Origin of the sequence: Mycobacterium shottsii, assembly GCF_010728525.1 — a bacterium.
Classification (GTDB): domain Bacteria; phylum Actinomycetota; class Actinomycetes; order Mycobacteriales; family Mycobacteriaceae; genus Mycobacterium; species Mycobacterium marinum.
Genome location: NZ_AP022572.1, coordinates 1,692,330 through 1,713,147, shown reverse-complemented (window position 1 = coordinate 1,713,147; position 20,818 = coordinate 1,692,330). Strand labels below are relative to the sequence as shown.

General features: G+C 68.0%; 16 protein-coding genes and 2 pseudogenes. 7 read left to right on the top strand and 11 right to left on the bottom strand.

The features are described from left to right. The first annotated feature begins 25 nt into the window (after positions 1–25). Together G6N41_RS29745 and mymT are read left to right on the top strand one after the other, a co-directional pair. Positions 26–3,448, top strand: a complete 3,423-nt coding sequence (locus tag G6N41_RS29745; protein WP_198967072.1) for a PE family protein — start codon at positions 26–28, stop codon at positions 3,446–3,448. Positions 3,449–3,477: 29 nt separating this feature from the next. After that, positions 3,478–3,639 (top strand): copper-binding metallothionein MymT, encoded by a 162-nt coding sequence (gene mymT / locus G6N41_RS08095; RefSeq protein WP_231389811.1) that lies wholly within the window; start codon positions 3,478–3,480, stop codon positions 3,637–3,639. 45 nt (positions 3,640–3,684) lie between these two features. Here mymT and G6N41_RS08090 read toward each other — a convergent pair. The 4 genes and pseudogenes from G6N41_RS08090 to G6N41_RS08075 all read right to left on the bottom strand — a co-directional run bounded on the left by G6N41_RS08090 (position 3,685) and on the right by G6N41_RS08075 (position 7,972). Beyond that, positions 3,685–5,759 (bottom strand): annotated as a pseudogene (locus tag G6N41_RS08090) (beta-glucosidase). 56 nt (positions 5,760–5,815) lie between these two features. Then, entirely contained in the window at positions 5,816–6,340 is a 525-nt protein-coding gene (locus G6N41_RS08085; RefSeq protein ID WP_117425951.1) for a TIGR04338 family metallohydrolase, read from the bottom strand. Continuing rightward, positions 6,337–7,086, bottom strand: a complete 750-nt coding sequence (locus G6N41_RS08080) for a DUF2786 domain-containing protein (protein ID WP_020731481.1) — start codon at positions 7,084–7,086, stop codon at positions 6,337–6,339. The genes G6N41_RS08085 and G6N41_RS08080 overlap by 4 nt, the downstream gene beginning before the upstream one ends. 46 nt (positions 7,087–7,132) lie before the next feature. After that, positions 7,133–7,972 carry an alpha/beta hydrolase gene (locus tag G6N41_RS08075; protein ID WP_198967071.1) on the bottom strand — a complete coding sequence of 280 codons (840 nt, stop codon included), beginning with the start codon at positions 7,970–7,972 and terminating at the stop codon, positions 7,133–7,135. Between G6N41_RS08075 and G6N41_RS08070 the strand changes: the two genes are divergently transcribed. The 5 genes from G6N41_RS08070 (at position 7,920) to G6N41_RS08050 (ending at position 14,034) form a co-directional block, all read left to right on the top strand. Beyond that, a complete protein-coding gene (locus G6N41_RS08070; protein WP_198967070.1) occupies positions 7,920–9,065 on the top strand; it encodes a sigma-70 family RNA polymerase sigma factor in 1,146 nt (381 codons plus the stop codon). The genes G6N41_RS08075 and G6N41_RS08070 overlap by 53 nt on opposite strands. Positions 9,066–9,067: 2 nt before the next feature. After that, positions 9,068–10,495, top strand: coding sequence for an alpha/beta hydrolase domain-containing protein (locus G6N41_RS08065; protein ID WP_198967069.1), 1,428 nt, complete (start codon positions 9,068–9,070; stop codon positions 10,493–10,495). Positions 10,496–10,694: 199 nt separating this feature from the next. Continuing rightward, complete coding sequence (locus tag G6N41_RS08060; protein ID WP_198967068.1) at positions 10,695–11,420, top strand: pirin family protein; 726 nt, start codon at positions 10,695–10,697, stop codon at positions 11,418–11,420. Positions 11,421–11,469: 49 nt separating this feature from the next. After that, positions 11,470–12,843, top strand: a complete 1,374-nt coding sequence (locus G6N41_RS08055; protein WP_020731476.1) for a YhgE/Pip domain-containing protein — start codon at positions 11,470–11,472, stop codon at positions 12,841–12,843. 63 nt (positions 12,844–12,906) lie between these two features. Beyond that, positions 12,907–14,034, top strand: a complete 1,128-nt coding sequence (locus G6N41_RS08050; protein ID WP_198967775.1) for a phosphodiester glycosidase family protein — start codon at positions 12,907–12,909, stop codon at positions 14,032–14,034. A gap of 81 nt (positions 14,035–14,115) precedes the next feature. Here the strand turns inward: G6N41_RS08050 and G6N41_RS08045 are convergent. The 7 genes and pseudogenes from G6N41_RS08045 to G6N41_RS08015 form a co-directional block, all read right to left on the bottom strand. After that, positions 14,116–14,989 (bottom strand): annotated as a pseudogene (locus G6N41_RS08045) (IS5 family transposase). Between the two features lie 46 nt (positions 14,990–15,035). Continuing rightward, positions 15,036–15,839, bottom strand: coding sequence for a mammalian cell entry protein (locus G6N41_RS08040; protein WP_198967067.1), 804 nt, complete (start codon positions 15,837–15,839; stop codon positions 15,036–15,038). Next, the gene (locus G6N41_RS08035) at positions 15,806–16,363 is read right to left on the bottom strand and encodes a hypothetical protein (RefSeq protein WP_020731474.1); all 558 of its coding nucleotides are present in this window, start codon (positions 16,361–16,363) and stop codon (positions 15,806–15,808) included. The genes G6N41_RS08040 and G6N41_RS08035 overlap by 34 nt, the downstream gene beginning before the upstream one ends. After that, entirely contained in the window at positions 16,360–17,349 is a 990-nt protein-coding gene (locus G6N41_RS08030) for an RDD family protein (protein ID WP_198967066.1), read from the bottom strand. Before G6N41_RS08030 ends, G6N41_RS08035 begins: the two co-directional genes overlap by 4 nt. Next, a complete protein-coding gene (locus G6N41_RS08025; protein WP_020731472.1) occupies positions 17,346–18,149 on the bottom strand; it encodes a hypothetical protein in 804 nt (267 codons plus the stop codon). The genes G6N41_RS08030 and G6N41_RS08025 overlap by 4 nt, the downstream gene beginning before the upstream one ends. Further along, the gene (locus G6N41_RS08020; RefSeq protein WP_198967065.1) at positions 18,119–19,672 is read right to left on the bottom strand and encodes an MCE family protein; all 1,554 of its coding nucleotides are present in this window, start codon (positions 19,670–19,672) and stop codon (positions 18,119–18,121) included. The genes G6N41_RS08025 and G6N41_RS08020 overlap by 31 nt, the downstream gene beginning before the upstream one ends. Then, positions 19,666–20,817, bottom strand: coding sequence for a virulence factor Mce family protein (locus tag G6N41_RS08015; RefSeq protein WP_036451768.1), 1,152 nt, complete (start codon positions 20,815–20,817; stop codon positions 19,666–19,668). Before G6N41_RS08015 ends, G6N41_RS08020 begins: the two co-directional genes overlap by 7 nt. Position 20,818 lies beyond the last annotated feature (1 nt).

The following is a 20,818-nucleotide window of genomic DNA, read 5'->3' as shown; positions in this document are numbered from 1 at the left end:
TTCGTGAGGTACAGCGAGGTGCGCGATGACGTTTGTACTGATCTCCCCGGAAGCCATGGCGTCGGCCGCGGCCGACATAGAGCGCATCGGGGCGCTACTGACCCGGGGAAACGCCGCCGCGGCCAGCCCGACCATCAACGTGGCCAGCGCCGCGGCCGATGAGGTGTCGACAGCGATCGCGGCACTGTTTTCCCAGCACGCCAAGACCTATCAGCTGCTGGCCGCCGAGCTGGCCGCCATTCCTGACCGGTTCACGAAAACCGTTCTGGCTAGCGCGAATTCATATGCCTCTGCCGAGGCGACCAATGCTGCCGACGCCCTGCTCGGGGTGATCAATACGCCCACTCAGGCACTGCTGGGCCGGCCGCTGATCGGCAACGGCGCCAACGGCACCACGGTCAACGGGGTCGGGACGCCGGGCGGAGACGGCGGCATCTTGTACGGCAACGGCGGCAACGGCGGAACCAGCACCAACGCTGCAACGGCCGGCGGCGCCGGCGGATCCGCCGGCCTCATCGGCAATGGCGGCATCGGCGGCCAAGGCGGTGCCGGCGGGATCGGCGGCGCCGGCGGGTCCGCGGCATTTTTCGGCAATGGCGGTGCGGGCGGGCACGGTGGCGCCGGCGGGGCCGGTGGAATCGGGGGCAACGGCGGGTTCTTCGGCAACGGCGGGTTCTTCGGCAACGGCGGGGCCGGTGGCGCCGGTGGCAACGGCAGCACCGGTGGGGTCGGTCTGGCCGGCGGGGACGGCGGTGCCGGCGGGGCCGGCGGGCGGGCCGGATTGCTTGGCTACGGCGGCGCCGGCGGGGCCGGCGGACTCGGCGGTAGCGGCGGCGCGGGGCTGCCCAATCAACAGAGCGGGAACGGCCGCGGCGGTGGCCACGGCGGGGCCGGCGGAGCCGCCGGGTGGTTCGGGCACGCGGGTGTCGGTGGCGACGGCGGCACCGGAGGTGCGGGAGGTAATGGACAGGCCGGCCAGCTCAGCAACGACGTCGGCGGCGATGGCGGCCGTGGCGGTGCCGGCGGAGCCGCCGGGGCGGGCGGCGACGCCGGTCTGTTGGGTCTCAATGGCACCGGCGGCCACGGTGGCGGCGGCGGGATGGGCAGCACCGGCGGTACCGGGGCGGCCGGTGCCGCCGGGATCAACGCGGCCGCCGGCGGCACCAGAGGTGACGGCGGCGCCGCGGGCGCGGGCGGAGCCGCCGGGGTCGGCGGGTTCGGCGGATCGGCCGGTAGCTACGGCAATGGCGGCGGGGGCGGAAACGGCGGCACGGGTGGGGCCGGGGCCAACGCGGTGGCCGGAACCGGCGACAACGGCAGCGGCGGCGCCGCTGGTGGCCAGCGTGGCTCCTGCGGCAACAGCGGCACCGGTGGGACGAACGGCAGCGGCGGCAACGGCGGCCTCGGAGGCGCCGGTGGCGACGGAGGCAGCGGCACCGCCGACACCGGCGGCGGCGCGGGCAACGGGGGCAGCGGCGGCAATGGCGGTACCGGAGGGGTCAGCGGCGTCGCCGGTAGCGGAGGCGCGGGCGGCACCGGAGGCACCGGAGTCACGGGAGGGGCGGGCGGCACCGGAGGCAACGGCGCAGCGGGCAAGAGCGATACCGGAGACATCGGCGGCAGCGGGTGCTACGGCGGCGACGGCGGAAACGGCGGCAACAGTCTTCCCGGGGGCACCAACGGCGCGGGCGGCACCGGAGGCACCGGAGGCGAGGGCGGAGGGGGCGGCACCGGCACCGGCGGCGGTAATACGGCGGCTGCTACGGGGGTGGTATGGGATGGCGGACGGCGGGCGGCGGCAGCGGGCGGCGGAACGGGGCGGCGACGGCGGTGGCGGCGGGGGCGGCGGCTACGGGGGCAACAGCATCCGGGGGACCGGCGGGTTGGCGGCGATGGCGGCACCGGCGGCAACTCCGCTACCGGCGGCACGTCCGGCGACGGCACCCAGGTGGCCTGGGGCCGGGGCGGCGATGGCGGCGATGGTGGACAGGGCGGCTACGGCGGCGCCGGCTCGTTCGAGCAACCCGGCGGCACTGGCGGCGATGGTGGACAGGGCGGCTACGGCGGCGCCGGCTCGTTCGAGCAACCCGGCGGCACTGGCGGCGCCGGCGGCACCGGTGGCAATAGTGGCACCGGCGGCACCAGCGGCAACGGCGGCACCGGCGGCACCGGCGGGGGCGGCGGCTACGGCGGCCCGGGCGACTACAACGAAAACGGCTATGCCGGGGGCAGCGGGGGGACCGGCGGCACCGGCGGTGACCCGGGGACCGGCGGGACGGCGGCCGTCGGCGGCGACGGCGGCACCGGTGGCATCGGCGGAGGCGGCGGCTACGGGGGCACCGGCTTTGATGCGGCGGGCGCCATGGGCGGGATCGGTGGAACCGGCGGCACCGGTGGCAACCCGGGCCCCGGCGGTATCGGCGGCAACGGTGGCGATGGCGGCACCGGCGGCTCCGGCGGGTACGGCGACACCGGCTTCGGAACGGCGGGATACGCCGGCGGCACCGGAGGCACCGGCGGGACAGGCGGTGCCCCGGGCCCGGCGGTAGTGCCGCCGGCAATGGTGGCGCCGGCGGCATCGGCGGCATCGGCGGCAGCGGGGCCACCACAGCGGGGTTTGCCGGCGGAGATGGCGGCAAGGGCGGTACCGGTGGCACTGGCGGTTCGGCCGGTGCCGGTGCCGCTAATGGCAGCGGCGGCAACGGTGGCCAAGGCGGATACGCCGGCAAGGGCGGTTACGGCGGCATCACCAACGGCACCTACGAGGGCATGCCCGGCGGCGTCGGCGGAACCGGCGGCGCCGGCGGCGAGGGTGGATTGCCCGGCACCGGCGCGGGGACCGCCGGCCGCATCGGAAGTGCCGGTAACGGGGGCGAAGGCGGGTTCGGTGGCACCGGCGGCAACAGCTACTACGCCGGAAACGCCGGCCCGGGTGGCCAGGGCGGCCAGGGCGGAGCCGGCGCCAACGGCGCTCCCGGCCTGGCCGGCGGCACCGGCGGCGCCGGCGGGTTCAGCGGCACCGGGGGAATCGCGAACGGCACCGGAAACGGCGGAACCGGCGGTAAGGGCGGAACCGGCGGCGACGGCGGGACAGGCGGCACCGCAACCACGGCCGGCCAGACTGGCGGCGACGGGGGCGACGGCGGCAAGGGCGGGGGCGGCGGCACCGGCGGCAAAGCAAACGGCGGCGACGGCGGCGACGGCGGCGCAGGCGGGGCCGGCGGCAACGGCGACGGCGCTGTGGGCGGCATCGGCGGCGGTGGTGGCACCGGCGGCACCGGCGGTACCGGCACCCCGCCCGGCGGAGCCAACGGCGGACCGGGCAAGACCGGCGCGGACGGCCTCGGCGGCCACACCAGCTGAGCCCGACGACCCGATCGGCTACCCCAAAATCGCCCACTATGCTTTACCGGATACCCCTATAGGGTATAAAATCTTGCGGAGGTAAACCGGAGGGACTTCAGTCCCATGACTTGGATGAGGGAGATACCGATGGCAACTCACGAGGCCGGGACCATGTTGACCTGCGGCCACGAAGGCTGCGGCTGTCGCGTTCGGATCGAGGTACCGTGCCACTGCTCGGGCTCCGGCGAACCCTACCGCTGCACCTGCGGTGACGCCCTGGTTCCCGTCCAGTAGGCATGAGGGGCCGGCCGGATCCCGGGAAGTCGTCGATTCCGGCGATCAGCGTCCGAATGTCCGGCCGGCCAGCTCCACCTCGGCCACCGCGCTCAGCGCAACCGCCGAGGCACCCACCGCGACCGCTTAGCTGCCCGCCTCGATGCGCCAGCACCCGGCGGCCCCGTCGTAGCAGGCCAGCAGTCGTGGATCGGCAACGATCTCCACGGCACACGACTGGCCCGGCTCGAGTTCAACTCGCTCAAACCCCAATAGCCGCAGCCGCGGCTCGCCGGTGACCGCGGTCAGGTACACCTGCGGGACATCCGCCCCGCTTCGATCGCCGGTGTTGGCAACCCCGAACGTGACCGTCACCGTGTCGCCGCCGCTGACCACCAGGTCCCGATAGTCGAAACTGGTGTAGGTCAGCCCATGCCCGAACGCGAAGTTCGGAACCTCTCCGGTGGTAGCGAACCAGCGGTAGCCGATGTCGGCGCCCTCGCGGTAGTGGATGCGCATCGGTGCTCCCACCGGCGCCCCGTAGCCGGGGAGATCCGGGCGCGGTGTCTGGCCGAGGCCGACCGGAAACGTGATCGGCAGCCGCCCGCACGGATTCACCCGGCCGGCCAGGACTTCCGCGATGACCCGGGCACCCGCCTGGCCCGGATACCGGGCCTGCACGATCGCGTTCACCGAGTCTTGCCACGGCATGGCCGCCGGGTTGCCGGTCTCGAGCACGACCACCGTGTTCGGGTTTGCCGCCGCCACCGCACTGATCACCGCGTCCTGCCCCCACGGCAGCGTCAAGTCGGCGCTGTCGAAGCCTTCGCCCTCGGCCCGGATTGCGAATACCACCGCGACGTCGGCCCGCCGGGCCACCGCCACCGCCTCCGCTGGGTTGATCCCCGGATCGAATTCGAGCTCAGCGTTGCCAAACTGGGTACGCAACTCATCGAGCGGGCTTGACCCAAGCAGATAGAGGTTGCGCACGCCCGCCGTCAGTCCTGCCCCGCCGATCGGAATCACCTCGGCGTAGCCGCCGGGGGGAACCACAGCGCTGGAGCCGTAGCCGGCCACCACTCCAAGCTGCGCGTAGCCGCCGATGACGGCGATGCGGGTGCCCGGCGCCGGCGTCAGCGGTAGCACTCCCCTGTTCTGCAGCAGCACAATTCCCTGGCGTGCGATCTCAGCGGCGACCTCGTCGTGGGCATCCATGTCGGGCGCCGGTGCCGGCTCCCAGCGATCGACACCGACCGCGAACATCGACCGCAGGATGCGTCGGACCATCTCCGAGAGGCGAGCTTTGGGAAGCCGCCCCTCGTCGTACGCGGCCCGCAGCGGATCGCCGAATGCCTCTGATTGCCAAAGGATCGCATCGATCTGGGCGCCGCACTCCTGATCCAGGCCACCCAGCGCGCACTCCCATCCCGGCGTGCCGCCCCAGTCCGACATCACCCAACCGCGATATCCCCAGGCCCCTTTGAGCACCTCATTGATCAACTCCCCGTTGGCGGCGGCATATACACCGTTGACTTTGTTGCACGCCGCCATCACCGCGCCGGGCTGGGCGCGTTCGATGGCAATCTCAAAGGCCAGCAAGTCCGATTCGCGGTGGGCATCGGGATCGATGACGGCATCCAACCAGTGCCGGTTGGTCTCATTGCAGTTCAACGAATAGTGCTTGACCGTTGAGATGACACCCTGTTGCTGGATGCCGATGATCGACTCTGCGACCATGGCCGCCGTCAAAAACGGGTCCTCGGACAGATATTCGAAGTTGCGCCCGTTGCGCGGGTCACGAGCCAGGTTCATCGCTCCCGCCAATTGGACGTTGAACCCGCGGCTGCGGGCCTCGCGACCGATCACTTCACCCGCGCTACGGGCGAGCGCAGGGTTGAACTGGCCGCCAGCGCAAGTCCGGCCGGCAATGCGGTGGCAGTGTCACCGGGGCGATACCCGGGATTGGTGACGCCCAGGCCGGCATCGCTCATCAGCAACGCCGGCACCCCGAGCCGCGCAATCCCCGGCACGTACCCGGCAGACATCGGCACGTCCGCGGGTATGCGTTCATCACGCAGCGGCCACAGGTCGCCGGCCCCCATCACGCCCAGCAACAGCGAGAAGCGCTCCTCGTCGGTCATTTCGAACTCAACTTGGCGGGCACGGACGTCAGCGGGGGCATCGTGGCCCGACGAACTCACCGCACACCCTCTTTCGCGTACACAACCCGCAGCACGTGACCGAGTTCGGGCCCCATCACCAACTCGGCCAGGGTGCACATCGTCGCCACGAACTCCGGGCCGTGCGGCGGCGGCACCTGACAGAGATGATGCGCCACTTCATGCAGCACCACCAGCTCGCGCATCGCCCAATCGCCGGCGCCACGGCCGGGACCAGCGCCGGGAACAGCAATGGTTCCCACGCCACCGCGGTTTTCGTAGTGCGCCGCGGTGGCCGCCTGGCGCGCCCGCACCCGCAGCGGTGACACGGCGGGCCAGCGTTGCCGCACCGCGGGCAGCCCCAGCACGGAATCGACATAACTCTGCACCGACGACACCGACGCAAACCGGCCTTCCGGCGGCAGTGTCAACTGCGTTCCGAAGAACTCCACGCTGGGTGTGCCGTGTTCGGCGGCACGATCGAACAGGGTCCGGACGAACTCCTCGGCCGCGTACACCTTGGCACGCTGGAAGTCCCTGTTGGACGACTCCGCCGCTGTCACCGATCCAGGGCGGTCCTCGCCCCGGGCAGTTCGGGGCTTTGCCCGAGCCGCGCCTGGCGCCCGGCCCGGTCGCCCGCGCGCCGCGCCGCCGATGAATACCCGGCAGAGGCCCTGGTGGCCCGCCAGGTACCACGCGCCTGCGACGCACTGCGGTAATGGTCGCGCAATTCAAGTTCCTTGTCCCGCAGCGCGATCTCGGTGCCCGGCGCCCGGCTTCGGTCCATGGCAACTTCGGTCTTCGCCTGCTCGCGCGCCTCGGCCAGGCGCTGACCGACCCGCGCCCCGAACGCCAATTGAAAGTTGAGCCGGGCGGTGATCGTCGGGGTGGGCCGGTGCGCGCCCGTGGCCAGATAGCTATCCGACGCCCGCACCATCTGGACTACCAGGCTGGCGTACAGCGCGTGGGTCGCATCGATGTCCTCGGTGAACCCATAGGCGTAGAGGAACGTCGAATTCGTTGCGATGTCACAACGCACGTCATTTGCCGCGCCGATGAGCACGAACAACTGGGCATAGGTCCGCAGACCGCGGGTGCCCGCCGTCCCGATGGTGATGGTGCGCTGGGTCGGCGCCGAAGCGGCGGATCGGTGGGCCGAATGAGAGCGGGCCACGGCCAGGTCGATGGAGGCCGCGGTGGCCAGCCGTTGGGCAGCGCTCATGAAAGCATCGGCTTCGTGGGTGTTGTCGGTGCCTTCGGCCTGACGCAGCAGGGCCGCGATACGGGCCAGCATCTTGTCGTCGGTCATGGCGCCAAACTACGGACGTGCTCCGACATTTCCGGGTCCATGCGGTTTACAGCCGCGTAGTGATCCAGGAGACCACATCGTCGAGCACCTGATCACGCTCCGGCTCGTTGAAGGCCTCGTGGTAGAGCCCGGGATACTCCTTGAGTTCGACGTCGCCGGATCCGACATGTTCAACCAGGCGACGACTGCCCTCGATAGGAATCAAACGGTCATCGGTGCCGTGTATCACCAGCAGCGGCGCCGTCAAGGCTGGAGCCCGCCGGGGCATGGTCTCCCCCACCTGCAGCAGCGCCCGACCGATTCCGGCCGGGACTCGACCGTGGTAGACCTGCGGATCGTTCTGGTAGGCCGCCACCACCTCCGGATCGCGGGATATGGCGGTGAAGTCAAGTTCCTGTACCGGCAGCCCGGGCACCACCACGCCAAGAACTTTGGCGGCCGCCGCGATCACCGGTGACACCAGATCCTGGGCCGCCACCGCCGGCGCCGAGAGCACCATCAGATCGTAGTTGTCCGGGCGCTCGACGCCGTAGGCGAACACGATCCCGCCGCCCATGCTGTGTCCGAGCATGATGCACTTCAGGCCCGGGTTGTCCCGGGTGGCGATGCCCACGAGGGTGTCGAAGTCGGCGGTGTACTCGGAGATGTCTCGAACCAGCACCCGCTTGCCGCCGGAGCGGCCGTGGCCACGGTGGTCAAGGGCATAGGTGACCAGCCCAGCCGCTCCCAACCGTTGGGCGACGTGATCGTAACGGCGGGCATGCTCACCCAGCCCGTGCGCCAGCACGACGACCGCCTTCGGCGCGGTATCCGGCGTCCAGACGTCGTAGACGATGTGCACGCCGCCGACACAGTCGAAGGTCCGTTCAGTGCGGGTCGTATTCATTACCGGCAGCGTAGTTGCTCGAGGACTAGGAATGTCAGCGACTCTGCGTAGGCTCATTGACGTGAGTGCGCTCGCCGGGAACTCCACGCAGAACTCCATAGCGAACTTCACCGCCCCCACCGCCGAACGCGAGCGGCCGGCCGGCGACGAATTCGCTGTCCACGCCGAGCCCTACCGGCGTGAGTTGCTGGCGCACTGCTACCGGATGACCGGGTCAGTACATGACGCCGAGGATCTGGTGCAGGAGACGCTGCTGCGGGCGTGGAAGTCTTACCACCGCTTCGAGGGAAAGTCCTCGCTGCGGACCTGGCTGCATCGGATCGCCACCAACACCTGCCTGAGCGCGTTGGAGGGTCGGCAAAGCAGGCCCTTGCCGACGGGGCTGGCGGCCTCGGGTTCGGATCCGACGGCACCGCTGGTCGAGCGCGCCGAGGTGCCCTGGCTCGAGCCGTTGCCCGATTTGATGGCCGATCCGGCGGATCCATCGGTGATCGTCGGCTCCCGGGAATCGGTCCGGTTGGCCTTCGTCGCCGCGTTGCAGCATCTGTCTCCCCGGCAACGAGCGGTGCTGCTGTTGCGAGACGTGCTGCAATGGAAGGCCGCCGAGGTGGCCGAAGCGATCGGCACGACCACCGTCGCCGTGAACAGCCTGCTGCAACGGGCCCGGGCACAGCTCGAGACCGCTCAGCCCAGTGCCGATGACGGACTGGTCGCACCCGATTCGCCGGAAGCCCAAGACCTGCTGACTCGCTACATCGCCGCATTCGAGGCCTACGACATCGACCGGCTGGTGGAGATATTCACCGCCGAGGCGATCTGGGAGATGCCCCCCTACGCCGGCTGGTATCAGGGCGCGCGCGAAATCATCACGCTCATTCACCAGCAGTGCCCGGCCGAATGTCCCGGCGATATGCGACTCATTCCGTTGGTCGCCAACGGCCAGCCCGCCGCGGCCATGTACATGCGGGCGGGTGAGACCCATGTGCCTTTTCAGTTGCATGTGCTGGATATGGTTGACGGCCGAGTGTCACATGTGACGGCCTTCCTGCACGGCTCACTGTTCCCGAAATTCGGCCTGCCGGCTTCGATTTGACGATGGCCGGTTCGTTGCGCGTCGCGCCCGTGCCCGGCAAGCCGGCGCTGCTGTTGGGCGCCTTCGATTTGGGCGGGCTGGGCTACGTCGCCGAGGAGTTCTTCGTTTCCGGAACCGCGCATTCCTATGTCCCCGCGGCCGAGCTCGGCGCCGATGGCCGTTGGGACGTAATACCGGCGGAGACCGCCGATTACACGACCCGGATGGTGGTGCTGACTCCGGCGGATCCGGCCAGGTTCAACGGCACGGTGCTGCTGGAATGGCTCAACGTCAGCGGCGGCATCGACGCTCCAGCGGTATGGATGATGGCGCATCGCGAAATTGTTCGCGCCGGATACGCCTACGGTGCGATCTCGGCCCAACGGGTCGGCGTCGAAGGTGGCCCCAGCCTGCTTGGCGCGGACCTGTCACTCAAGAACCAAGACCCACCGCGCTACCGATCCCTGCACCACCCCGGCGACGCCTTCTGCTACGACATCTTCTCCCAGGCCGGCGGACTGCTCCGGGATGCCGATCGTCGTGACCTGCTGCGCGGTCTGCGCCTACAACACCTGGTGGCCATGGGCGAGTCCCAATCGGCGATGTTCTTGACGACCTACATCAATGCCGTCGACCCGCTGGCCGAGATCTACGACGGATTCCTCGTGCATTCGCGATTCGCGTCCGCCGCACCGCTGGACGGTGGCTCCGTATTCGAGGAATCCGAAACACCACAAGCGGTCACCTTCCGTCCGGATCTTCGGGTCCCACTGATCACGATCATCACCGAAACCGACCTGTTCGGGGGTGTGCGCCAGGGTTACGTCTACGCGCGTCAGCCCGACAATCAGTGGCTGCGGGTCTGGGAGATTCCCGGGGCCGCTCATGCCGACAACTACACGATCCAGGTCGCACCGATCGACACCGGCGACGCGCCGCTGGACGCGATCGTGGCCGCCTACGCGCCGACCGACACCCTGATGGGGCGCCAACTTGACTACTACATCAACTTTGCGCCGCAGCACCACTACGTGGTTCAGGCGGCGGTGAGCGCGCTGAGCTCCTGGGTCCGCACCGGCGAGCCGGCGCCCCACGCGGCTCGCATCGCGATGCACGACAGCGATCTGCCCCGGCCCGTGCTGGATCGCAACGGCCTGGCCACCGACGGCATCCGAACCCCGTGGGTGGATGTGCCGATCGCACGGACATCCGGCCACGGCGCCCAGGACAGCATCATGGCCGCCATCTTCGGCTCCGGCGAACCATTCGACGCCGCCACCTTGGACCGGCTCTATCCGGGCGGAGCGCAACAGTATCTCGACAACTTCAGCGCCGCGCTGGACCGGGCAATCGAAAGCGGATTCATCTTGTCGACCGACCGTGACGAGATCCTCCAACTCGCGACCGCCACCTTCCCCGGCTCCGGATCGCAGCGCCCAACGCGCCGCTAGCGTCGGGCGCATCGCCGGCCAAACCGTCGGGTAGCAAACGATATTGATGCCATTCCCGCGGCGCTGCGGCAGCACGCGTTCACCGGAAGGAAGGGCGGTTCGACTGAAGTGAATCTGAATCATCCACGGCAACAAATTGATTCGACGCACGATGCGGGGCGCACGCGCGGGGCCCCTGCACCGGATTACTGTGGAGACCATGCCCGCCACCGTGCAGACTCGGCGCGCGGCCGACCGGGCCGTCACCACCACATCCTGGCTGACGTCCAAACATTCGTTCTCGTTCGACGACCACTACGACCCCGACAACACCCACCACGGCTTGCTGCTGGTCAGCAACGATGACGTGGTGCAACCCCGAAGCGGCTTCGACACGCACCCGCATCGGGACATGGAAATCGTGACCTGGGTACTCGAAGGCGAACTGACACACCGGGACTCCACGGGCAATCACGGCGTGATCGATCCCGGCCTGGCCCAACGCATGTCGGCGGGCAGCGGAATCCTGCATTCGGAGACCAACGATTCGCAGTCACAGCCGGTGCACTTCGTGCAGATGTGGGTCGCGCCCGACGAGACGGGCATCACACCGAGCTACCAACAGCGTGAAGTCGATCACCGGCTGTTCGACGGCGGCCTGGTCACCGTCGCCTCGGGTATCCCCGGCCAGGACGCCGCGATCACCCTGCACAACCGCCATGCCGCGCTGCATTGTGCGCGGTTGCGCCCGGGCGACACCATTGACCTGCCGTCAGCCGCCTACCTGCACTTATTCGTTGCCCGGGGACGGCTCGGACTGGATTCATTCGGTGATGTGAGCACCGGAGATGCGGTCCGCTTCACCGGCGTCGAGGCGCCGCGCCTGAGCGCGCATGCGCCCGCGGAGGTATTGATCTGGGAGATGCGCTCGATCCTGGGCAGCTGAGGATATCCAGCAAGGCCACATAGAGTGGGCACGACAGACAGGAGCCCACATGTCTCAATCGCAGCCGCGCCATGCGGCGCCGAACCCCAAGCGAAGTATCAAGTCGCTTCGGACCGTGCGGTTCTGGACGGCGCCGGTCGTCATCACCCTGGCCCTGATGTCCGCGCTGGCGGCGCTGTACCTGGGCGGAATCCTGAACCCGACCACCAATCTGCGCCAGTTCCCCATCGCCTTGGTCAACGAGGACGCCGGGCCCGCCGGCAAGCAGATTGTCGACGGCATCGTCGCCGGATTGGACAAGAACAAATTCGATGTCCGGGTGGTCGACCACGAACAGGCCCAGCGGCTGCTGGACCGGGCCCAGGTCTACGGCTCGGCGGTAATACCGCCGACCTTCTCCTCCCAGCTGCGCGACTTCGCGGTAAGCGCGGTCCAGCCCGGTTCCACCGACCGGCCCGTGATCACCATCTCCACCAATCCGCGTGCCGGCACCCTGGGCGCCAGCATCGCCGGCCAGACCCTGACGCAGGCGATGGCGGCCGCCAATAGCAAAGTCGGCGAACGTGTTACGGCCGAGGTGGCGGCGCAGACCGGCGGCGCGCCACTGTCCGGCGCATCGGCGCTCGGGCTGGCCAGCCCCATCGACGTCAAGACCACCGTGTACAACCCGCTGCCCAACGGGACCGGCAACGGCTTGTCGGCCTTCTATTACGCACTGTTGCTGCTGCTGGCCGGCTTCACCGGCAGCATCGTGGTGAGCACCTTGGTGGACTCACTACTGGGATACGTGCCGGCCGAGTTCGGCCCCGTCTACCGCTTCGCCGAGCAGGTCAACATCTCGCGATTCCGCACCCTGTTGCTCAAGTGGGGATTGATGACGGTGCTCGCATTGCTCACCTCGGCGGTCTATATGGCCATCGCCCATGGGCTCGGCATGCCCATTCCGGCGGGCTGGAAGTTATGGCTGTACGGCGTGTTCGCGATCACCGCGGTGGGCGTGACGTCCAGTTCCCTGATCGCGGTGCTGGGCTCCATGGGCCTGCTGGCCAGCATGCTGGTCTTTGTCATCCTCGGCCTGCCGTCGGCCGGCGCCACGGTCCCACTGGAGGCGGTGCCGCCGTTCTTCCGCTGGCTGGCCAAATTCGAGCCGATGCACCAGGTATTTCTGGGCGTGCGATCGCTGTTGTATCTCAACGGTCAACCGGAATCCGGGTTGTCGCACGCGCTGTTGATGACGGCGATCGGCCTGGTCATCGGCCTGTTGCTAGGTGGCCTCACCACCCACCTCTATGACCGCAAGGGCTTCCACCGGATTCCCGGCGCGGTGGAGATGGCGATTGCGGCGGAGCACCAAGCGCAGCATCAGGCCAAGGAGCGCGCCCGCGACCGTGATTCAACTGAAAGCTTAAGCGAGGAAACGTAATTAGGGTGCGGCCGTGCCGTCACCCCGCTGTGACTTTTGTTGACAGTGGGGCGGATGTGTCTGATGCTAGGGGGGTTGCTCCTCGAACTGGGCCGAAAGGGCTACCTCGTGCTGACGGCATTTGCCAGCCTGCGCCGACTCACGGCCTGCTTTGCCGTCCTGGCGGTGTGCGCGACGTTGGCCACCACCACAGGACGGCCGCTGGCCCGCGCCGCTGACGGACGCGAGATGCTCGAGCACGCCATTGCCACCACCCGGGGCTCCTATCTGGTCTACAACTTCGGCGGTGGCCATCCCATGCCGCTGCTCAACGGAGCCGGCCATTGGTATGAGATGAACAATGGCGGGCATCTGATGATCATCAAGAATGCGTCGCAGCGGTTGCAGCCGCATCTGTTGGTTGACACGCACACCGGCGACCAGGCCCGCTGCGAGCGCAACCCGGGAGCCCGCACCAGCGAAGGGCTATGGCAGGCGTCGGAGATCTACCCGCCACTTCAGGCGTTGCAGCGGATGGGACAGCCGACCATTGCCATCAACGCCAATTTCTTCGACGTGCGGGGGCAAAAGGGCGGTTCGTGGCGGACCACGGGTTGCAGTTCGCCGCTGGGCGCCTTCGTGGACAACACCCACGGGATGGGACGCGCCAACCAGGCCGTGACCGGCACCGTCGCCTACGCGGGCAAGCAGGGACTGTCCGGCGGAAATGAGGTTTGGACGTCCCTGACGACCATGATCATTCCGGTCGGCGGCGCACCATATGTGTTGCGCCCCAAGGGTAGGCAGGACTACGACCTCGCCACCCCGGTGATCCAGGATCTGCTCAACAAGAATGCGAAATTCGTCGCGGTCGCGGGCATCGGCCTGCTGTCCCCCGGCGATATCGGACAGCTGCACGACGGCGGCCCCAGTGCGGCGCGGACGGCCCTTGCCTACTCCAAGCCGAAAGACGAGATGTACATCTTTGAGGGCGGCAGCTACACCCCGGACAACATCCAGGACCTGTTCCGAGGCCTGGGCAGCGACACTGCCATCCTGCTCGACGGCGGTGGGTCATCCGCGATCGTGTTGCGCCGCGACACCGGGGGCATGTGGGCCGGGGCGGGAGCACCGAAAGGCTCGTGTGACACCCGCCAGGTCCTGTGCGATTCACACGAGCGGGCGCTGCCCAGCTGGCTCGCGTTCAACTAGCCCGCCGCGCCAGCACCTGGCCGTCACGTTCACGTTCACCGTCGGCCGTCGGTCAGCCGCGGGTGGACTAGGTCCTGTCTGCTAATTGCGGACGCGGTGGTAGGTGATGATGGCGGCCAGGGTGACACCGCCGAGGTAGGTCAGGGCGTATTTGTCGTAGCAGGTGGCGACCGCGCGCCAGTGTTTGAGCCGGTTGAAGCTTCGCTCGACGGTGTTACGGTGCTTGTAGATTCGGCCTGAGAACCCCGGAGGCCGTCCTCCGTTGCGGCCTTTGGCTTTGCGGCGGGTGATCTGGTCGCTGCGCTCGGGGATGGTATGGGCGATCTTGAGCCGGCGCAGCTGTGCCCGCGTCGAGTCATAGGAGTACGCCTTGTCCGCCAGCAGGCGATACGGGGCGTATGAGTTGCTGCACCGGGCGGCCAGCAATGGCCAAAGCATCGGATTATCACCGGCTTGACCGGCCGACAGTGCCAGGGTGACCGGACTGCACAGCTGGTCGGTCAAGGCGTGGATCTTGGTAGTCAGCCCGCCGCGGGAACGCCCAATGGCGTGGTCATCGGGCTCATCGAGATATTTCTTGTAATTCGACAGATCCCCCTGTGCGGCGCCCGGAGCGCGCTCCGGCTGCGTGTCGGTGGGCGCGCACACTGGTCGAATCGACCGACAACAGTGCGCCCAGGTCGGCGTCCTCGGCGTCGAGGTCAGAGGCGATCGCCGCGAAGATCCGCGCGTAGATGCCATCGACCGACCAGCGTAGATGCCTCTCGGCCACCGATTGCCAGGGACCGAAGTGCTCGGGCAGGTCACACCACGGAGATCCCGTACGGTAACGCCAGATAATGCCCTCCAGAGTACGTCGATGATCGTTCCACGGCCGGCCACGCCGCCGCCCCGCAGGCAACACCGCCACGATCAGCGACCACAAATCATCAGAAATCGCATGCGTCCGCATCACCCAAACAGCATCAGCCAAAACACCATTCACATTAAGCAGACACGCCCTAGACCCGCGGTGTCAGGTCCAGTGAGGTGATGGTCGTCATCCGGGTCACGAACCAGCGGGACCGGTCCCGCTTCATGATCAGCCGATAGGACAGGTACTTCATCGACGGGATGTTCTTGGTGAGCGGGCTGGTCGTCGTGGTGTTGGTGTAGACAATCGCGATGGCGTTCGGGCCATCCAGCGATTCCACCGCTACCCCGGTGACCTCGGTGTTGTTGGTGATCTTGGCCTGCTTGTTGGGCGCCACGATGGTGTCGACGAACTTGCGGTACTGGGCTCCGAAGTCGCCACTGAGATAGGTCGCGGCGCGATCGGGCAGGCCATCCATGTTCTCGGGGTTATAGGTCCACAACGTGGTGATCGCGTTCGCGGCGGTGCGGGCCACGTTGAGCTTGATCGCCACCACCGCCCGATCGGCCAGGTAGGGCCGCACGGCGGCACCCGCGAATGCCGCGGAACCCACAAAGAGCAGCGCAGTGATCGCCGCGCCCACCGCCGCTAGCCGACGGCCGGTCAGTCTCTTGGGGCGGGCCCGGCGGGCCGCGGCCTTGCCCTTCGCGCCATCCGCTTCCGCATCCGTATCCGGGTCGGTGGAGTCGGCGCTGGCTTCGCCCGTGTCTTCCACGGAATCGGTCGTGGCCTCGTCGTCAGCGGCCCCCTCGGCGGGCTCGGCCTCGGCGGCCGGCGTCTGGACGGCCTCGTCCGGTTGAGCTTCGTCGTCGGATGCCGCGGCAGCAGCCTCGGTCTCGCCGTCGGAGACGGCGTCGGTCAGATCACCTGCAGCAGGTTGCTGATCTTCCACTGATTCCCTTCCCACTTTGCCGTGGCAGCCCAGCGATTCGTGTTCTCAAAGACCTGTTTGCCATCCGGTGACTTGGAGGTCACCTCGGTAGCCACCAGCACGTTGGCGCTGCCATCGTCATTCCACCGCTCCACGCCGGCATCCAGCACGGTGCCGGTGGCCGGCTCGGCACGGGCGATCTGTATCAGGATCTCGTTCGCCTTTTCGCGGTACTGCTTGGCGAAATCGCCGGTCGCGTGCGCCAGTATGCCCTCGATGTACTCGTTGGCGTGATACGGATCGACGGAGGTGAACTCGCTCATGAACGACTTCACCGAGTTGACCACCTCATGGTCTTTCCTGGCGGCGTGGTAGCGCGAGACGTGCGAGGCGAACATCAGACTGCACACGGTGATCGCCGCCGCCATCAGCACGGCGGCGGCGGTGGCCGCCAGTGGCAGCCCCCACTGTCGTTTCGGCACCTCCGGATAGGACGCGACCAGTAACGAGGCCTCGCCGGGAACAAACTTGCGCCGCGGACTCATTTCCCATTCCCAGGGGGTTTGGGCTTGGTCAGGACGGTGAGATCGTCCACCCGCCACTGGTTGGCCCCGTCTTTGGCGAAGCTCACCCGCACGGTTGCGCTGATGTAGCGGATCTCGGGTGGGCTGCCTCGACGGCCCTGCATGAACATCAACATGGTGGCGTGATCGGGCGTCGCCGCCTGTATCGAGCTGTCGGTCACCCAATACTCGTTGAGGACGGGGTGTCCCTTGGCCACGGTCTCCTGCTGAACGGCCAACTGCTCGCGGTACTTGTCGGTGGTCAGCGACCGGGCGCGGGCGAAGTCCTCTTGCAGCGTGCTCGGGTCGTAGGTCAGCATCTGTGCGACGATCTTCGGCCCCTGCGTCGCGATCTCCGCGCGGGTTTGATCGGTCGCCTGGTCCCTGGCGTAGACCAGGCCGTAGCTCAGCGCGGAGCCGCCGACGCACAGCGCCGCGGCGGTGAGCAACGCCGCCACCGTCCACTGCCTGACGTGGGCCGGGCGCTGCTCGGGATCGCGGTAGCGAACCTCGGTGCGTAGCAGCAGGTCGGCGAACGTGCGCCGCCGAGAGTCCCACAGCGGCCACAGCCACCCGATCAACAGCGGAAGGGTATCCAGCAGGTGAGCCAGGTCTCTGACCAGCAGCAGCCACGGTCCAAGGGCATCATCGCCGTCGTGGCTGTCGCGGCGCACCACCGTGATTCCGCACAGGGCCCGTCCCAAGCTCCAGCCGAGGATCGGCGGCAGCAGCAGCCGGTTGGCCGCCATGACCAAAACGACCAGCGCCAGAAGGGAGACGCACACCCACCACCAGACGCTGTCCGGCGGCACAGTCTCGGCGACCAGCCCCAACGTGGCCAGCACGGCGGCACCGGACAGCACGTCGACGGCGAAGGCTCCCAGCCGCAGATGCCAGGGGGCGAGAACCTTCTGGGGTAACTCTGCGACGACGTCCGTGGTCTCGATCTTGTCGACCACCACCGTCACTTCGCCACCTGATCAAGCTTGGAGATCTTGTACTGCCCTTCGGTGGGCGTCATCCGCACCCGCAGCCGGTAGCCGGTCTCCTGATTCTGGTCCTGATCGTTGGACATCTTGACGCGCAGCGCGACCAGCACGTCCACCGAGCCGTCCGGGTTGTTGCGCTCAACGGCTGCACGCATGTCGGTCAGTTGCACGTGCACGTTGGCGGCCTGGTAGGCCTGCACCAGCATGCTGCTGTAGAGCACGGCCTGAGAGCGGTACTGATCGGTGCCGCAATCGATGATCTTCTGCTCACTGGCGGCCATGGCGCTGGTGTCGGGGGCCTGGGTAGCCGCGACACAATCCTTCGCCGCCTCCAGGGCCGCCGCATCGTTGCGCGCAATCACCTGGCTCTCCTGGTGCGAACGCAGCGCCAGGTAGCCGCCGGCGCCGATGCCACCGGCGGCCAACAGCAGGACCGCGCTGATGCCCACCAGCCAGCCCCGCCCCAGCCGCGAAGGTCTGCGCTCGACACCGGGCTCGACAGCCTGGCCATCGCCGGACTGCTCGGTGTCATCGGCTTGCTCTTGGGCAGCGTCGTCCGATTCGGCCGCGGCCTCGGGTTCGGCCGCGGCCTCGGGTTCCGGTTGGTCAGTCGAATCCGGTGCAGCCTCGGATTCCGCTGAATCCTCGGTCGTCACGTCGTGACTGATCTGTACGGCTTCGGCCTCAGATTCCGACGAATCCTCAGCTGTCGCCTCGGTACGCAACGAATCATCCGCGTCGGTGGGGTTCAGCCGGCTGGCGCCAGCATCTCCTTCCATCCGTCGTCTCCTGTTTTGGTCGAGTTTTCGACGGAGTATTTGACTCCGTCGGGCCCTACCAGTTCACCGCTCTGGGGACTGTAGACAGCCGTCGGGGGGCCCGGAGTGTAGACACACGGGTTGGGCTGCTGGCCGTTGCACTGCACCGTACCCGATCCCGGTCGCTGCAGCGGATCGCTGATCGGAGGTGGCGTTCCGCCCGGAGGCAGCTTGTCCGCCGGTGCCGGGTTCATCCCGTTGTTCACCGATGGCGCCTGCGCCACCAGGCCGGGCTTAACCGGCTGGTCGCAGCGCGCGCCGGGCGCCGGGCAGGTCAGCAGCTGGTTGGGGTCGCCGTACCACGGGTTGGTACCCGCCGGAACGTACGGCTTGGGGTCACGGCACTCACGCGGGGTCGCTGCCCGCTTGCCGGGGACGTCCACACACGGGATGTTGCGGGAGCCGCGCACACTGTTGGCCGGCGTGTCCATCGGAATCTTGCAGTAGGTGCCCTTAGGCAGCGGCTGCAGGCTGGTGTCGGCGAAGGAACGCCACTGCTCGGCCGGGATGAAGCCGGTCAGACAGGGTGGTGGCTGGTTGATCGCCAGCGCCATGTCCAGGGCGGCCATGTTCGGGAATGGCGCGGCCACCGTCTGGGTGATCGAGGCACCCTGCGGCAGGAATACCAGCACCTGCTCTAGGCCCTTGTGGTAGCGCTTGAGCAGGTCAAACACCACTTCCAGGTTCGCCAGCGTCTGCGGCAGCGAGTCGCGCACGTCGCTGAAGACCGAGTTGAGCTGGTCGGCGGTGGGCGCGGCTTGAGAAAGGATGCTCTTCACGTTCTGGTCCCGCTCGGCCGTCTGGGTGGCCAGGACGTTGAGGTTGTGCGCCCAGCGCGAGATCGCATCGCCCGAGTTGACCTGACTGTCCAGGATCGGGCCCGAGTTCTGGATGATGTCGTTGACGTCGTTGATCTGGGTGTGGAAGTCCCCGACGATCGCCTGCGTGGCGTCGACCAGCCGCTGCAGGGCGGGCCCCAAGCCGCCGACCGCTTGCGCGGTCTCATCGAGCAGCACCGGGATCTTGTCTGCCGGCAGCACCTCGAGCCCGCGGTTGGCGGTGTCCAGCGCCGGACCGATTTCGCTGGGTACCGTTCCCTTGGTGATGGTCTGCCCGGGCGAGAGGAACTTCGCGGGGGCGCCGCTGGACACCAGGTCCAGGTACTGCTCACCGACCGCCGACACCGAATGCACGTTGGCGGAGGCGTCGACCGGGATCTTGTAGCGGCTGTCGATGCTCATCGTGGCTTCGACACCGGTTGCCGTGGGTTCGACGCCGGTCACCTTGCCGATCGTGATGCCGCGATAGGTGACGTTGGCCGTGGGATACAAACCACCCGAGGCCGGCAGCTCGGCCTTGAGCGGGTAGCGCCCCACCCCCAGCAACGCCGGGATCTGCAAGTAGTAGACGCCCAGGACCAGCAGCGATAGGACGGTCAGCGTCCCGAACATGATCAGCTGGCGCTTGATGAATGGAGTCAGCACTGCCTGTCACCCCTTTCCACCAGCGGACCGCCGGGTGCGTCGTTCGGGTTCGGGGTGTAACGGACGTCGGGAATCATCGTCTCCGGGTCACGGCCGAACGACTGCTCCAGGGCGCGCAGCGCGCCGGAGAAGCCGGTACCGGTGAGCACCGCGTTGTCCATGGCGCTGAACGTGACGTCCAGGGTGGCCGAGACGTTCTGATAGTCACCGCGGAAGATCTTCGGCACGGCGTCGATGTCGAACGGCTGGGTGAGGATCAGCTTCAGGGCCCCGATCAGGTACTGCGAGCCGCGACCGAGTTCCTTGAGCGGACACTGCAACGACTGCAGATCGGTGTGCAGGTTGCCCCGCGCCTCCGACAGGTAGCGGCCGGTGACGTCGCTGAGCTGTCCCACCGAGTTCACGGCGTTGATCAGCAGATCGCGGGTGTCAGCGAAATGCTTGATCAGCGGCGGCAGATCGGTCAGCGCGCGATCCACCACGTCGGCCCGGCCGCCCACGTAGGCCATCAGTCGGTTGGTGGAGTCGATGGCGTGAGTGATGTCATCGCGTTGCTCGTTGAGCTGCCGCGTGAACGTGTCAAGCCTGGTGAGGAAGCCCCGGATCTGATCACCGCGCCCGTGGAAGATGTCATAGACCTCGTTTTGCAGCACTTCCAGGTTGGGGATGCCGCCGCCGCGCAGGATCAGCGAGATGCTGGCCAGCGTTTGCTCGGTATTGGGGTACGCCGAGGAATTCTTCAGCGGGATGGTGTCGCCGTTCTTGAGTAGCTGCGACGACGGGTTGGGCGGTGCGGCCAACTCAACGTGCTGGGAACCCAGCAAACTGGTCTGGCCGATCTTGGCGAGCGCGTTCTTGGGCAGCTTGACGCCCTGGTCGATGCCCAACGTCAGGGTCGCCACCCAGTTCTTGAGCTGGATGTTGCGAATCGACCCGACGGGCACGTCGGCAACCATCACCTTGCTGTTGCCGTTGATCGCCAGGGTGTCGGGCACCTGCACATAAACGGTGTAAGACCCCTTGCCGGTCCCCGGCGCACCCGGGATCGCGACATTGGAGATGCCACGCCAGCCACAGGAGCTCAGGACCAGCGCCACCATCAGCAGTGCCAGGCCCTGCCAGGCCCGGCGCGATACCGCGCGCATC